Raw genomic sequence first — 14,147 nt, forward strand, 5'->3', positions numbered from 1 at the left:
GGTCCACCATACTTGTCGGGCGCACTCCGGACGTTCACTGAGATTCTAACGCGCGCATCTGTATCTGCTTGATGGTTTCGACGCCGACCTGCGCGAGACGAATCAGCGAATTTAATCGGGACACGGAAAAAGGTGACCCTTCCGCGGTAGCTTGGACCTCCACGAGCTTTTTCTTGCCGGTCATTACCACGTTCATGTCAACTTCGGCAATGGAGTCCTCATCGTAATCCAGATCCAGCAAAAGCTCATTTTGAACAACCCCGACACTTACCGCTGCTACCGAATCGAAGATCGGTATTGAGGCAATCAATCCCATTTGCGCCAAGGTCTCGAACGCGTCGTGCAATGCCGCCCACGCTGCGGTGATTGACGCGACGCGCGTGCCGCCGTCGGCCTGAATCACATCGCAGTCTACGGTGATTGTCCTCTCGCCGAATCCCGCCAGGTCGGTAACGGACCTCAAGGAACGCCCTATAAGACGCTGGATTTCCATGGTTCGCCCGCCAACCTTCCCACGCTCGCGTGGCGATCTGACGTGCGTGGCTCGAGGGAGCATGGAATACTCTGCCGTGACCCATCCTTTTCCTCCGTTCCTCAGGAACGGAGGGACCTTGTCCTCGACGCTCGCCGAACAAATTACCTTGGTCTTGCCCGCTTCAATAAGGGCCGAACCTTCTGCATGTTCCAGGACCCCGCGGACGATTTTCCATGCTCTCAGTTCGTCCGGTCTACGGTCTCCATTTCGCTTGATGGCTTTCATATTTGTGGTGTGCCCCTGGGTTGGTATTGTTTGTCGCGCCTTCTTCCCTTTGGAAAATAGCACGGGGTTCTTACACTTGGCCTCGAATGTCCTAACCGATCCCCGCGTCGGCAGTGCATAGCCGCGCTGCCCCAGATTCCCTGAGGCGGTCCGGGAAGCGTTGGAACTCGTCCCCGCCAAGCCTTGCCCATATCGGGCATTACATGTGAACAATGGCTATAACATGCCCGACAGTGAGACTGTCAAGTTCCTGGATTCTGAATACCGTAAATTTCCGGAAGAGGAGTTCTCCGGCTTAAACCTGCCTCTATAGCAGCCGGTCCGACTCGGTTTGTTGCCGGCGATTCGGCATGACTTTAGCTTTCACTGTGAACACTTTGATTTATATTGACAAATAGTTAGGTTCGTAATAGAAGGTAATGAGAGGAACCGTTTGTACGGAAGGCGGGTGCACGGGGTGGAATTGGTCAGACAAGCTCTTGACACTTGTATGGAACAACCGGTGGAGGGGCATCGGAAAGCCACCCCCTTGGCGCGGCCATCGAAGCGCGTGCGATTGTGTCTTGGCTCGCTAAATGGCATAGTGGCCATGAGTCTCCCTCATTGCCCTGCAACCGAGCGAAGGACAAGGAGAGTGACCCAAGCTTGGATTACCTACCGGCGGCGTCCGAAGGACGGAAGCTTCACTGGCCGGCCAACGGACAAGGGGTCAGCAAATGAAATACATTGAGGCATATAATCTCATCGATCTGTTTATAATGGGAACCCTTCTGGTCACGCTCATTTTGGGTATTTGGAAAGGGTTTGTTCGGTCTCTCACCGCGCTGGCAAGCGTTGTCATTGGCGCGCTGTTTGCGGCCAAGTATTACCCTGTGATCCAGCCCTATTTGAATAAGGTCTCGTCCCTCGACCCGCACATATCGATGATTCTTTCGATGGTCATTATCTTTGTTGCTGTACAGGCCGTATTCGTAGTGATTCGACGGATATTGGACGCCCTGATCGACCTGACCCGGCTGAGTTGGCTGGATCGTTGCCTAGGAGCTGCCATGGGCGTGGTGGCAGGATTTCTCGTGGTGGCGTGTACTGTACAGGCTATTTTGATTGGAATTCCCGATTGGCCGGTAGTGAAGACGTCGAAACTGATCCCTCCGGCCCACCGGCTGTCGGAAGAAGTCCTCGCTCGTTCGCCCAAGCAGATCAAAGAGCAGGTCCACGCATTCGTGACGAAATGGAAGGGAACTTCCGAGCCTTCACAGCCTACACCGAAGAACCGCAGCGCTGCGAACAACGCACCCGCTGCTGCCCCGGGACTTGCCAAGTGAGATCGAACGGCGCCATCGGCCGTTCCAGGAGGATCTTATGAAACGACCCCTCGTTGGATTTATCATCATTTTGATCCTGGGGCTGATTACTGGATGCGCATACTTGCAGAAGCCGGATGTGCCGCCTCCTCTGCCTCCGATTGAGGAAACCAAGCCTCCTTTGACCATGAAGAGCAAATACTTCGAGGCGTTCCCGTGGGGTGACCTGGCTACGCCTCGAAAAGACGGTAATGATCCGGATACCCGCGTGTACCCCGCTAAAGAAGGGGACACCTTCGAGAGCGTCGCGGAGAACATGATGGGAAATCCTGGGCTGGCCCAAGGGTTGGCCAAGTACAACGAACTGCCGGCCGGCCAAAAAATGTCGGCAGGGGAGAAAATTGTTATCCCTAATCCCATCATAGGCGTAAGCAGCCAGGTGCTGGTGAAAGCCAAGCGCGAAAAAGCGTTTGGCGGCCCCCAACCTTTCAACACCGAATTTAAGAAGGGTGACGAATATAAGTTGAGGTTTGTGTCCAATGTTGACGGGTACTTGTACGTTTTCCGTCAGGGGGCCAAGAGCGTTGAGCTGCTTTATCCCACGCCGGTGAAAAAGGGGAGGCGAAACAAAGCTCAAGAGGCGTTACCGAGAGACAGCGGCAAAATAAGGGCCAACGATCCCAAGGAGCTTCCGATCGGAACGAAAGGGTATGCGTCGGATGACAAGAAAGTGGGAGATAGGATCTTCGTCTTTTTGTCATTGAGGGAAGATCCCGATCTGGAGGCTCTTAAGGAAAAGAAAGGCATCAAGGTCGAGGATGTTCAAGCAGTGATGCACAGGGTCAAAGAAGGGGAGGTGTTCTCGGAGCCCCCGTATCACCTTCTCCGAATCGCCGACCCCAAGGAATTGCTGGGGTTAGTCCTCAATATCGGCGGTTAGCAAAAGGTTTGACAGACAAAGCCATCCTGTCCTATAATTAAAAGTCTTTGGGGCTGTAGCTCAGTTGGGAGAGCGCTTGAATGGCATTCAAGAGGTCGTCGGTTCGATCCCGTCCAGCTCCACCACGAAACGATCAACAATCCGGCTAGTTGGAACTGAACCAACTGCCGGATTTTCTTTTTCGGGACACCCAATCGGGGGAATGCAGGTCAGGGACCCGTTGAATAATTGAACACGCCCAATGTCAACCTACCGGACACGCGGCAAAGCTCTCACGTGTAACAATATGATACACTCCCATGCAGCCAGCTGTGGTTTGGGGTTTTGCGTCACGTCGGGATCTTGAGGAGGGCTTCCGACAGGCGACACGTGTCATTTGGGGTGTCCCGTCCACGCGGGACGATCTCTTTCGGGAAGGGCTTTTGGAAAGAGCCATAGTGGCCCTTTATAGCGGTTGCCATAATTTTTGTCCGATTGGCAAGCACTCCATTCCGTCATTCCTGCGGAGGCAGGAATCGTGCGCCTGTAAGCGCGCTCAATCAGAGAGGTGCAAGTCCTCTCCAGGTTTACGCTACAGCCTGTAGCCGACTGTAACTGCGTCGCCGTGAGGCGGGGTGGAGAGCAACAGGAGGTGAACGACCAGTCCGTAGGATAACGAACCCGTTTCGGCCGGGTGTTTCCGGCGAGCCTGCGATTCGATGGTGAAGCCTGGACCGATCTCCTGAGGCCTGCGTCCGAGATAAGGACAACACACGGTACAGAGGTCGGAGATCCGATGCGCTGACAAACGTGGTAGCGGAAGCAAAAGCGACATCTGAGGAACACAAGGTGGTTGGGGACGGAATGGTCTGGAAGGTTGAGTACGTGAAACAGGGAGACCTGTACATCAGAGAGAGGTGTACAGGAGTCAGAGCCTCCATAGTAGCATTGAAGCGCCGTAATGGGCGTGGAGCCAAGGGAGGCAGGAAGGTGGGTGGGCTACAGTTAGCCACACGGAATACACACCGGTATCGAGTGGCCGTTTGGTCTAGACCGCCGGAGAACTCCACTGACATCAGTGGGATCAACCGTGTTTTACGCTGGAACCTCACGCTGACTACCTCTGTAATGGAGGAGAATGACTGGCGTCATTCCCCACTTTTGGGTGTTCTCTCACTACATCCTTACTGTGGTTAGTCAGTCCCTCATGGGGTGACCTACCGACTGGAGAGCCGTATGCGGGAGATCCGCACGTACGGTTCGGAGGGGGGAGCGGCCGGGTAACCGGCTGTTCCTACCCCTATCAGTCCCGCGTCTCGCTGGATTCCCTGGGTTCCCGCCTTCGCGGGAACGACGGGCGTTATAACGCTCTTGAAAAGTAGGCCCCGTAGATACGATCTGAAGACCAGATTGATTATCTTCTGGCCAAATGGACATTCCTTTTGGCACTCGGTATATGTTAGGCGATCCCTTCTGGATTGGGTGCCACGGACCTGGGCCTTACCCGGTCCGTGCTTCCTGCCGGTTCTATCACCACGATAACTCGGAAGATTCCCAGCCTTACCGTACCGGCGGCTCGCTTTTCACTTTAGTGTTCCGTGCGCGGGACAACCTTACTGTTTTCCAAAAACGCCGGCACAGACCTGGCGGAGCCCAGGTCCGTGGCACCCGGGAGTCACTCCGCGATAACGTTCGTGACGGGGTATATAGTGATTCTCAAAAGTTTTCGCGGAATGAACCCACAGTGGCGCCTGGGTCAACGGCGGCCAATAGGCCGCCCTACGGGAGATGACACCAAGCCTGGGACTACAAACGTAGGGCGGCCTATGGCCCCGCCGCAAATTACGGGGCGAGTCAAGATGAAGCCGGCAGTGGCAGCTGCATTTCAATCCGTGATTACTTTCGAGAACCGCTATAGGTGTGACGATTTTCGTTGGCGTGCACAGAGGCGCATTTGTGGCCGGAAGGCCGAGCCGCCAAGTAGTTTTCATGTGGTGGGAATCAGCGCCGCAAACGCGAGTACACTTTAGGACATCTGTGAAAGGCAGGCCCAGCCTGTCTTAGGTACGTTCTGCCGCGGAGACGGACGCGAAAGCCTTAGCCGATATCATGTGTAGGATTGCGGAAGCCGAGAAACCGGCCCTGGAGAGAAAGCCTGGAGTCAGTGATATCTTGGGCCGGTTTCCGGATCGAGGCGGGTGCTGCGGACGGGCAGCTCCAGCAAATCGTCCATGCTTTTCGCTTCGCCCAGATGCGTCTTCAGCACTTCCAGAGTCTTGTCCTTCAAGATTTTGGCAGTAATGACCATGGGAATCCTGAGACTTGACGTGACCGCTTGGTTTACAGAGAAATTGGGATCCGCAACGACAGGAAACGGAACCTCATAGGTCTTGCTGAATTCCTCAACCTCCATCGAGGTGTTGCCCGCGGCAATGCCGACCATCTTGGTGCGCCCTTTGAGGACCGGATCGTCTTCGATCATCTGGTAAAACATGTTCAACGCGCGAGCCTCGGCCTGACAGATGGTGCAATAGGAGTTGAAAATAACGAGGATGAGACGTTCAGCGCCCACTTGCGAAAGCGAAGGTGCAGAGTGGGAGGAGATCCCAAGATATGCGCGCTGAGTCTCATTCCCCGCCAAAGGAAGTTCGATTTTCCCAAGAGCCACAGGATCGACTACCGGGTTTCCCGTCTCGGACGCCAGCGCCGCAGTTTGCAGGGTGCATACGATCACTATGCACAAAAGCGTAAGAAACCTTGTCATTCAGCCGCCTCCTGTAAACACCGTATCCCCGTACCCGTGTAAACAATCCTGTATGGTCTCGGGTGCCATTGGCGGCTTAAGAGTGCAAATCCGGTACCAAGTTAGTTTAAAGCCGGAAATCAAGTAAATAAATGCGGTGATGTTGGAAGGTTACGAATGGTGAGCCAACGGCCAAGGAGGTGGCGGAAAAGCCTTTACAAGCGGACACCGTGACCGAGAGCGGTACACGGATTGCGCCTAGCTTGTAATAATCAATAGTTACGCAATTTGCAGCCGTATCAAAAGAGGACGCGCCGACCAGATACTGTCACATAACTGAACTCTCGCCAGGCGCTGTCTCACATTCGGACTCCAGATCATAACTCTTGATGTAGCGGTAAAGAGATTGGCGAGAAATGCCGAGCAAGGTGGCTGCTTCCTTTTTGCTTCCTCTGCTTCGACGCAACGCTTCCCTGCAAAAGCTTCGCGTGACTTCATCAATGATGGTGGTCAGGCTCTGGTTGTCGTCACAGAAGCGGATCTCGTGCGACCAGTCACGCGATGTGGCCGAGGGGGCCGACGTGAGGACCGAATCCAATTTGCCGCCTTTTGAGAGCATCGCCTGTCTTTCCAGGAAGTTGCGCAGTTCCCGGACGTTGCCCGGCCAGGTATAGGAACCCAACTTGCGAACGTCCTCCGGATCAATCGTGGGAACCTGCGTCAGACGCATTTCGGTAGCGAGGTTGAGAAGGATTTCCTCGACCATGATGGGGAGGTCTTCCAGTCTCTCTCGCAGGGGCGGAACGCGGACCGGGTAAACATTGAGCCGGTAGAACAGCGCTTCGAGGAATCGTCCCTCACGGACCTCCAATTCGAGGTCTCGATGAGTTGCGGCGATCAGCCGCGCGTTGACCCGAATGTCTTTTTCTCCGCCGACGCGAGTGAATGAGCGCGTATCGAGGAATGTCAGGAGCTTGGACTGCAAGTGCAGGGGAAGCTCTCCGATTTCGTTGAGGAGTAAGGTTCCACCTTCGGCTAGTTCCAGCAGGCCTTTTTTGCGCGTTACCGCGCCGGTGAAGGCACCCCTTTCATGTCCAAAGAACTCCGACTCCGCCAGTTCCCTTGAAATGGCTGCGCAATTCACCGAGAAGAAAGGCCCGTCAGCGCGCTGCGACTTTCGGTGAATCCAGCGTGCCATGTAGTCCTTTCCGCTGCCGCTTTCGCCCAGCAGTAGGACAATGCCGTCGGTCTCCGCCGCCTGTCTGGCTCTTTCCAAGGCTCCCAGCATGGCCTTTGACGTGTAGCTCCTTTCGGTGGCGACAGGGGGGCGCTGAACGCCTTTCCTGTCGGTAATGTTGCGCGAAAACTTGCAGACCCCAATGACAGAACCGGAGCTATCCCGCAGCGGTGTCCTAATGTCGTGGAACGTCAAATACATCCCTCTCACGGGCCGAGTGTGTTCGTCTTCGATGGTTTCACCCGCGAGGACCCTAATGTCTCCTTCCCTGACGTGCCGCCCCGCTTCGGCTCCAAATAGATCTTCGGCTCGTTTCCCGACGATTTCTGAGGCGGGGATGCCGAGGAGCGTTTCTACAGACGGATTGACATTCGTATATCTGAGATCGAGATCTTTCAGAAATATACAGTCAGGCGCTATCTCGAAGATGGTGCGAAACCTCTCCTCGCTTGTGCGCAGTGCATCTTGCGCCTCTTTGCGTTCGGTAATATCCCGGCCCAGGAACAAGACGGCATTTTCATTATTGTATCTCGTGGGCACGGCCACCAACTCCAGATGTCCCACCGATCCGTTCGCCCGCAGGAATTGCACCTCAGCAAAAGCCGAAGCCACGCGCAGTTGTTGCGCCTGATTAATGCTGTGACCTACTGATTCACGGAAGTCGGGATGGATGAAATCCAGTATTGGCAGCCCTTCAAGTGCTTCGGCAGGCCCCACTCGCAGGAACTTGGCAGCCGTATCGTTTCCAAAGAGAATAATCCCCTCCTTGTGGACCATCATTGGATCAGGCGAGATGTCAAACAGCTCACGATACCGCCTCTCGCTTTCCAGCAGAGCTTCTTGGGCTCGCTTGCGCTCGGTGATGTCGCGAAGTATCCCCTCCGTAGAAAGCAGAACTCCGCGCTCGTTCAATATCGGACGCGCATGGAGTGATGCCCAGATCGGCGTTCCATCCTTTCGGAGCAATTCGACCTCAAAACCGCGGAGAAGCTGTCCTTCCTGCATCAAACGTATGAATTCCTCTTGACGCTGAGGATTCAAGTAAATCTTGGCCCCGACTTTCTTCACAGCTTCCAGAAGTTCCTCAGGTGACTCGTAACCAAGAATTCTTGCAGACGCAGGATTGGCGTTGATTAAGAAACCGCCCGCGTCAGTCTGAAAGATGCCCGCGACCGCGTGTTCAAAAATCCCGCGATATTTTTCTTCGCTCAGTCGAAGGGTTTCCTCGGCTCGCTTTCGAACGGTGATGTCGCGAACTATTCCAATGGTATGCCAAATGCCTTTCAGGCATACCGCCGATGCCACCAATTCGATTGGAAAACGCCGGCCGTTTTTCTCCACAGCGGTGATCTCAATGGTATTGTCAGGCCGCTGGTCGAGTCTCAAGAAGCCGTTTGATGCCTCTTCGATTCGCGAATCAATGGGTATATTCTCGAAGGTCTCGGCGAGTTCCGATCCCTTGCGCTGGAGAAAATCTGCTGCTTCGCTTCCTAATAGTTCGCGCACACTATGTCCTCGAGGGTCATAGTCCAGTTCCAAAATGTGCAGTAAGGCTGGATTACAGCGGCTGACTTTTCCTTGCGAGTCCATCACCAAGAGGCCATCGGCCAGGTTCTCGATAATGGCAGATACATAGGCGAGAGTGTCCTCCAGCTCCTGCGTGGCATCAGAGACCTCCTGCTCCAGCGTGGTCACGCGGGTCTGAATCTCGGAAGCCATGTTCGTCATCGTTGTGGCCAAAATACCGATCTCATCCTTTGACTTGATGTCTATGGCCGCGCTGAATTCCCTATTGGCAACCTTGTTGGAGTACTCAGTCAGCTTGGCCAGTGGACGAGATATGGTGTTTGTGATCATGCCCGCTATCACGACCGCCACCACGAAGATCACAAATGTGGCTAAATGAAGCTTGAGTATGGTCGCCCAGGTGTATGACTCCACGCCGTCGAGGTGCATGCCAACGTGCACGTAACCTGCCGCTCCCGAGAGTATAGGCGACGAAACGTCGAGAACGTTTCCTTGATCCTTGAGGCGGACCCACTGCAAAACGCGAAGGAGGAGATTTCCAAGAGGGTCCTCCATTATTGGCTGGTCTTTGAAACCGCCCACGCGGACCTTGGTCACTATCACATCTTCTTTGCGCTCTCGAGGGCGTTCGATCAGCTTCTGCAATTCGTAAGGAACGTGGGGGGCGAAAGTGTGGGAGAGGACTTCGCCATTGTGATGAACTACCAGGACGTATGCGAGTCCTTTAATCTCATTGTATTGATCGACGATGGACTGAATCGTCGATGCATCTCTGTTCAAAATGATTTCCATACTGGAATGGGCGATGTTACTGGCTATCGCAACCGCCTTGCTCTCGTACTCGTCTATGATCCTGTCGTAGAGACTCCATCCGGCAAAACCGGAAATCACCGTGGCGATAACGCCAAAGAGGAGGATCATTGCCAGCAGGGTCTTTTTGAATAGTTTGGACATGTTACTTCTCCCGTACTGTCCCGTCACCTATGGTTACAAATCGACCTTCTTCAACGGTGGTCAGGAAGACAGCGTCTAACCCCTGATGCCTTTCCGGGCCAAAATTTACCGGAACATTTATACCCAAATCAAAATTTTTGATTCCCTCCACCACCGCTTTGGCGCTCCTGGGAGGGGGATTGGGTCCTAGTCTGCGGAGGATCTCCACCATCAATTTCGCGTTGAGGAAGCCTTCCAGGCTGACGAAACTGTATTTGTCCGGTTCGTAGGCCTGCTGTACAAGGGGGTGTGGAGGCATGGTGTCGTATTTTGTCATCAGTTCACGATATTCATTGACCGCGGGCAGCTCTGCCTCTTCATAGCTAGGTACCACTTGTGAATTGATCAGATTGAAAGTGTAGTCTCGACCCGCGGATTCTCCTGTGCGAAGGAGAAGTTTGAGTTGATTCTGGCTGTCCACAAAGGAGACATTTGCAATAGGAATATTCAACCCGCCGTCTCGGGCATCTCGAATGAACGCGGCGCAAGCCTGATATGCTCCGATGGAGATAACGGCGTCCGGACTCGATCCCTTGAGTATCTTCACCTGAGGCTTCATGTCTGCGTCATATCGAGTTCCGCGATAGTAAGTGGCTTCACCCACCACACGCAAACCCAATCTGGCCACGGACCTGTGGACCGCTTCCCAGCCGCTGCGACCGTACGCATCGATCTGGTAAAAAACCGCAATGCGGGTCCTTCCCCTGGACACGAGATAGTCGACCAGGGCATCTATTTCCTGACGATACGAAGCGCGCAGGTTGAATACGTACTGCCCGTAAGGCCCCTCTCTCTGCGGTTGAGCGCCGGAGAACGGAAAGAAGAGCAACACCTCGCGGTGGCTACCATAGGTTTTCAACAGCGGCAGCATTCTCGTTACTGTCGGGGTCCCGACATAATCGAAGAGGAGATTTACGTCGTCTTCTTCGACCAACTGAATTGTATTGTGAATGGTGGGTACGGGATTGTATCCGTCATCACGAGCTATGATCTTGATTTTCCGCCCAAAGACTCCGCCCGCTTCATTGACGTGGGTAAAGTACGCCATGCTCCCGCGATACAGTTCTATGCCCAAGCTCCGGGTCGGCCCCGTAAAGGCAGCGGACATGCCGATCCTGATTTCCCGGCAAGCGCCGGGCAGGGCGTCCCCAAAAACTATCAGGTTACAGATTATCGTTGCCAGGAGCAGGGTGGTAGGTCTGAAATAGGCTCTTGTCTTCACATGGCCTCCAAGGTTCCGGGGACTAAAGGCAGGGGCTTCAGGTTGGCGAAGCTCCGAAAATCGGGCCGTTATGGGGCTGACAGGATTTCGACCGCGCGGCAGTGAAACGGATCCGGATCTGCTGCGCACCAGTCGTCCGGAGCGGTTGCAGGACCGCGTTCGTCTCACCAAGAAGCTCTTGATGTCATGGGTAAGCATATCCGACACTTGACCCAAGGTCAATCCTCATGTCAACAAAGCGGACGCTTCCTGCTGAAAAGGAAGGGAGTGGTCACACGCGCGAAACTAGAAGACCGGCTTGGTCCGGCGCAAACACCGCACCGGCCGCGGCGTTGTTGAGGGGATAATGACCTGTTTCTTCTCTGTTACGCGGGACCAGACGCTGCTTCGCAATCTGTCCCAAAAATGGACTCAGGATGCAAAATCGTTATATTCGGTCTTAGGGAAGCTGTTCTTCAATCTGCGCAGGCGGCGTCACGCCACCGCACTCCAGTGACACGAAGGGCACTCGAAAAGGTGAGCCGGAGAACCTTTTTTGTTTGGCCCGCCGAGATTATCACGTAAGATAGGGAATAATACCAACGGACTTTCGTAAAAGTGAATGAACATGGCGGCCATCTCGCGGGACCGCCACCACACAATAGTAGTGCCGGTCCCGCGGGATGCCGGCCATTGCTAATGTAACTTCTTTGAACGCGCATTCCTTTGAAAACGCCCCGAAAGCAACCGGGAATCCCGCGTTCAGCGCGGGACGGTCCTACCGGCGTTTTCATGCTTCGTTGTGGCGCTTTGCGCCATGGAGGTTGGTATGACACCACCGAACGGGGTGAAGAAATGGCCGTAAGTAGCGTCTCGGTGAAGGAAGTTCTTCAGGACATTAGGTCCGGGATGGACGAGACGGCGATTCAGAAGAAATACAGGCTCTCCGACAAAGGCCTGACGAAGCTCTATGAGAAGCTGATCGAGGCCAACCTTCTGGAGCCGGACTTGAGGCCGGTTTCTCGAAAGCTTAACATAGCAAGAATTCTGGCGGACATCCGTGCAGGCATGAGCAACTCGGACCTCATGAAGAAGTACAACTTGTCAGAGGAAATGCTTCGCCAGGCCAGCAAGAAGATCCTCGCTGCACGAGGGATAAGATCGGCTGACGAACCGGAGACCCTCATCGAGGAACCTCGCGAATTTCTGGCGACGCGTGAATTCGTAAGACATGAAGTCGATTTTGAACTGCCTATCTATGAAATAACTCGGCCCGAGATCCACGGGATGGTGCGGGACATATCCGAAGAGGGCGTCAGCGTCACGGGTATTGAGGCAAACGAAGGAGACCTGAAGACCCTGGTCATTCTCGGTGATGAATTCGGTCAGTTCTCTTCTTTCGAATTCCAAGGCTACTGTCGGTGGCGTTTTGCCGATCCAACAGATGGGACCTGTGTGACGGGATTTGCCATTAACAAGATATCGGAAAAGGACCTACGCCAGCTCCAAACATTGGTACGTCTCGTCGTTACAGGCGGGTAGCGATCTCAAAGCCTAAGTCACAGCGAAGAAATGTCCAACGTCGTTGAAGTTCCCGAATCCCACCCATCCCAAAGAAAAGCGTTTTCTCTCCCGTCGGCGATAAGCCTCATGGCGTAACGAACCTGATCTTCGTACAGCTCACAGAAGGCGCCGGGCCTATTCATCCCCCCATTCATTTCATGAGCTTCCGCGGGACACGGGGAGCCGCAAAAATGACGGACAGCACAGGCAGAACACGGAGTAATGTCTTCCACCCTCCTTCCGGTGACGGATTTGAAAGGCCCGGATTTCAACACGCCCGATATATCGTCCCTGAAAAGATTCCCTCCGTTGAACTCCGGCACCCCCACGAACTCGCTGCATGGGAATAGGTCACCCCTTGCTCCGACCGCGAAAAAGCACCTTCCTCCCCCGCAAGGCGAAATATCGCACATAAGCCTCCGAGCAAGAGGAGCAACTATGCTTACAAGAACATTGGCAAAATTGGCTATTACTAGCTTTCGTCCTGTCTCTTGGTAAAGCTCGAAGGTGCGTTCCAAGGCCTTTAGATAATGCGCAGAGAGGTCTGAATCCGGGGGCTTGATGTCCCTTGCACCCTGCCTCGTGCATCTCACAGGGTTGAGCATCCCGATCGGAACTTCCATGCGGTGAAGGAAATCCACGATTTGGGTGAGATATTCCATGTTTTGGGTCGTGACCGTACAGATTACGTTATAATTCGGATATCCTTTCAACTTCTCGATGGCCGAGACGACCTTCCCGAAGAATCCTTCACCCGTCCAGTTCTTTCTGGTCAGGTCTGCCACGGCCTTCTCGTGACCATCCAGCGAGAGTCCTATGCCGATGCCACGGGAGGTCAGGAATTCTATGGATTCATCGTCCAGGAGCGTGCCGTTCGTTTGAATCCCGAAGTTGAAATCATCCTTGTATTTTTCGATCCCGGCAAAGACCGTATCGCGGGCAAGCATCGGTTCCGAACCATGGAAGACCACTTGAGGAAGTCTTCCGTCGGGTACGACCTTGCTGAAATACTTCTTCAGGATTCCTAAGGCCTTGATAAGTTCTTCCTGAGACATTTGGGAGCCATCTCGTCGCATCTCTGCAGGGATATAGCAATAGGAGCAGTTAAGGTTGCACCGTTCAGTGGGGTTGAAGTAGACAGCGGAAGGCTGGAGACCGAACCGAAGAAGTTCCATTTCTTGAGCAAAAGTGCCTCGTTTCTTGCGGAACTCCTGCATGAGATGACTTGAGGCGTCAAGTGCTTCGCTGATTTTCTCTTTTCTCAAAAGAGACCAAAACGCCGTGTCCGGGTCGATTGCCGCGACGTAGTCACGGTGTCCGATGTCGATAAGTTGAATGGTTGGCCCGTTGCCCGTATTGAAATAACTACCGCTCGAGGAAGCGGAATTGCTGACATTCTTATCCATTTCCATAAGCCATCCCCTGGTGCAGTTCCGAGTTTTTCAACGGGGGTGAAAGGTTGCCCCACACCCCCGCCGGGTTATCAGGTCATCACGTGGTCTTGGTTCCCATCAGGATATAATGGGATAATCCGGTACCGTCCGCGGAGCAGGTCTTCCGATAGGCTATGACATCCTTCATTTCTTCATCACCTCCCTTCGTCTCCAAGAAATAAAAAACCCTGACACCTTGAAGGTGCAGGGTTCTACTTTTCCATCATTTCTACCCTAGTCTAAACGCCCGTCTTCTGGCTTTCGGATCGACCTCTGCCCGCCCTTCCCATCCGGCTTAGACCGGACAGTGGATATGCGGGGTTCGTAACCGATTACAGCGGCGGGACCGCCACGGATTTACACCGTGTTCCGTTAGCGTCCAGACTTTCTTCTGGTCATTTAGCGACAAATCGCATCCAAGTGTCAAGAGAAATGTCCCCTCATGAGGACTGGGAATGCGTTTGTCC

9 protein-coding genes, 1 tRNA gene and 1 riboswitch are annotated in these 14,147 nt (G+C 54.0%); of the genes, 4 read left to right on the forward strand and 6 right to left on the reverse strand.

Translation table 11 applies throughout. The annotated features are described in order from the left end of the window. Window positions 1-34 precede the first annotated feature (34 nt). Window positions 35-760, reverse strand: coding sequence for a ribonuclease PH (gene rph, locus HY913_00485; protein ID MBI4961729.1), 726 nt, complete (start codon window positions 758-760; stop codon window positions 35-37). A gap of 716 nt (window positions 761-1,476) precedes the next feature. On the opposite strand from rph, the gene HY913_00490 reads away from it, so the two are divergent. From HY913_00490 to HY913_00500, 3 genes are all read left to right on the forward strand, one after another. Continuing rightward, window positions 1,477-2,085 carry a CvpA family protein gene (locus HY913_00490; GenBank protein MBI4961730.1) on the forward strand — a complete coding sequence of 203 codons (609 nt, stop codon included), beginning with the start codon at window positions 1,477-1,479 and terminating at the stop codon, window positions 2,083-2,085. A 37-nt stretch (window positions 2,086-2,122) separates the two neighbouring features. Next, a complete protein-coding gene (locus HY913_00495; GenBank protein ID MBI4961731.1) occupies window positions 2,123-3,004 on the forward strand; it encodes a hypothetical protein in 882 nt (293 codons plus the stop codon). Between the two features lie 49 nt (window positions 3,005-3,053). After that, window positions 3,054-3,129, forward strand: a tRNA-Ala gene (locus HY913_00500). A 2,015-nt stretch (window positions 3,130-5,144) separates the two neighbouring features. Here the strand turns inward: HY913_00500 and HY913_00505 are convergent. The 3 genes from HY913_00505 to HY913_00515 all read right to left on the reverse strand — a co-directional run bounded on the left by HY913_00505 (window position 5,145) and on the right by HY913_00515 (window position 10,591). Beyond that, window positions 5,145-5,747: a redoxin domain-containing protein gene (locus HY913_00505; GenBank protein MBI4961732.1), complete on the reverse strand. Its 603-nt coding sequence runs from the start codon at window positions 5,745-5,747 to the stop codon at window positions 5,145-5,147. A 307-nt stretch (window positions 5,748-6,054) separates the two neighbouring features. Then, a complete protein-coding gene (locus HY913_00510) occupies window positions 6,055-9,444 on the reverse strand; it encodes a PAS domain S-box protein (GenBank protein MBI4961733.1) in 3,390 nt (1,129 codons plus the stop codon). A 1-nt stretch (window position 9,445) separates the two neighbouring features. After that, window positions 9,446-10,591 carry an ABC transporter substrate-binding protein gene (locus HY913_00515; protein MBI4961734.1) on the reverse strand — a complete coding sequence of 382 codons (1,146 nt, stop codon included), beginning with the start codon at window positions 10,589-10,591 and terminating at the stop codon, window positions 9,446-9,448. Window positions 10,592-11,539: 948 nt separating this feature from the next. On the opposite strand from HY913_00515, the gene HY913_00520 reads away from it, so the two are divergent. Next, window positions 11,540-12,226, forward strand: a complete 687-nt coding sequence (locus tag HY913_00520; GenBank protein MBI4961735.1) for a PilZ domain-containing protein — start codon at window positions 11,540-11,542, stop codon at window positions 12,224-12,226. Window positions 12,227-12,243: 17 nt separating this feature from the next. Here the strand turns inward: HY913_00520 and cbpB are convergent, their stop codons facing one another. Together cbpB and cbpA are read right to left on the reverse strand one after the other, a co-directional pair. Then, the gene (gene cbpB, locus HY913_00525; protein ID MBI4961736.1) at window positions 12,244-13,659 is read right to left on the reverse strand and encodes a peptide-modifying radical SAM enzyme CbpB; all 1,416 of its coding nucleotides are present in this window, start codon (window positions 13,657-13,659) and stop codon (window positions 12,244-12,246) included. Window positions 13,660-13,738: 79 nt separating this feature from the next. Beyond that, window positions 13,739-13,828, reverse strand: a complete 90-nt coding sequence (gene cbpA, locus HY913_00530; protein MBI4961737.1) for a modified peptide precursor CbpA — start codon at window positions 13,826-13,828, stop codon at window positions 13,739-13,741. 78 nt (window positions 13,829-13,906) lie between these two features. Then, window positions 13,907-14,084: riboswitch (cobalamin riboswitch) on the reverse strand. Window positions 14,085-14,147 lie beyond the last annotated feature (63 nt).

The organism is Desulfomonile tiedjei (genome assembly GCA_016212925.1).
Lineage (GTDB): Bacteria > Desulfobacterota > Desulfomonilia > Desulfomonilales > Desulfomonilaceae > JACRDF01.

What these genes read in the sequence shown, in the direction of transcription:
- rph (MBI4961729.1), bottom strand. Translation starts at nt 760, where the DNA reads ATGAAAGCCATCAAGCGAAATGGAGACCGTAGACCGGACGAACTGAGA.
- HY913_00490 (MBI4961730.1), top strand. Translation starts at nt 1,477, where the DNA reads ATGAAATACATTGAGGCATATAATCTCATCGATCTGTTTATAATGGGA.
- HY913_00495 (MBI4961731.1), top strand. Translation starts at nt 2,123, where the DNA reads ATGAAACGACCCCTCGTTGGATTTATCATCATTTTGATCCTGGGGCTG.
- HY913_00505 (MBI4961732.1), bottom strand. Translation starts at nt 5,747, where the DNA reads ATGACAAGGTTTCTTACGCTTTTGTGCATAGTGATCGTATGCACCCTG.
- HY913_00510 (MBI4961733.1), bottom strand. Translation starts at nt 9,444, where the DNA reads ATGTCCAAACTATTCAAAAAGACCCTGCTGGCAATGATCCTCCTCTTT.
- HY913_00515 (MBI4961734.1), bottom strand. Translation starts at nt 10,591, where the DNA reads ATGTCCGCTGCCTTTACGGGGCCGACCCGGAGCTTGGGCATAGAACTG.
- HY913_00520 (MBI4961735.1), top strand. Translation starts at nt 11,540, where the DNA reads ATGGCCGTAAGTAGCGTCTCGGTGAAGGAAGTTCTTCAGGACATTAGG.
- cbpB (MBI4961736.1), bottom strand. Translation starts at nt 13,659, where the DNA reads ATGGAAATGGATAAGAATGTCAGCAATTCCGCTTCCTCGAGCGGTAGT.
- cbpA (MBI4961737.1), bottom strand. Translation starts at nt 13,828, where the DNA reads ATGAAGGATGTCATAGCCTATCGGAAGACCTGCTCCGCGGACGGTACC.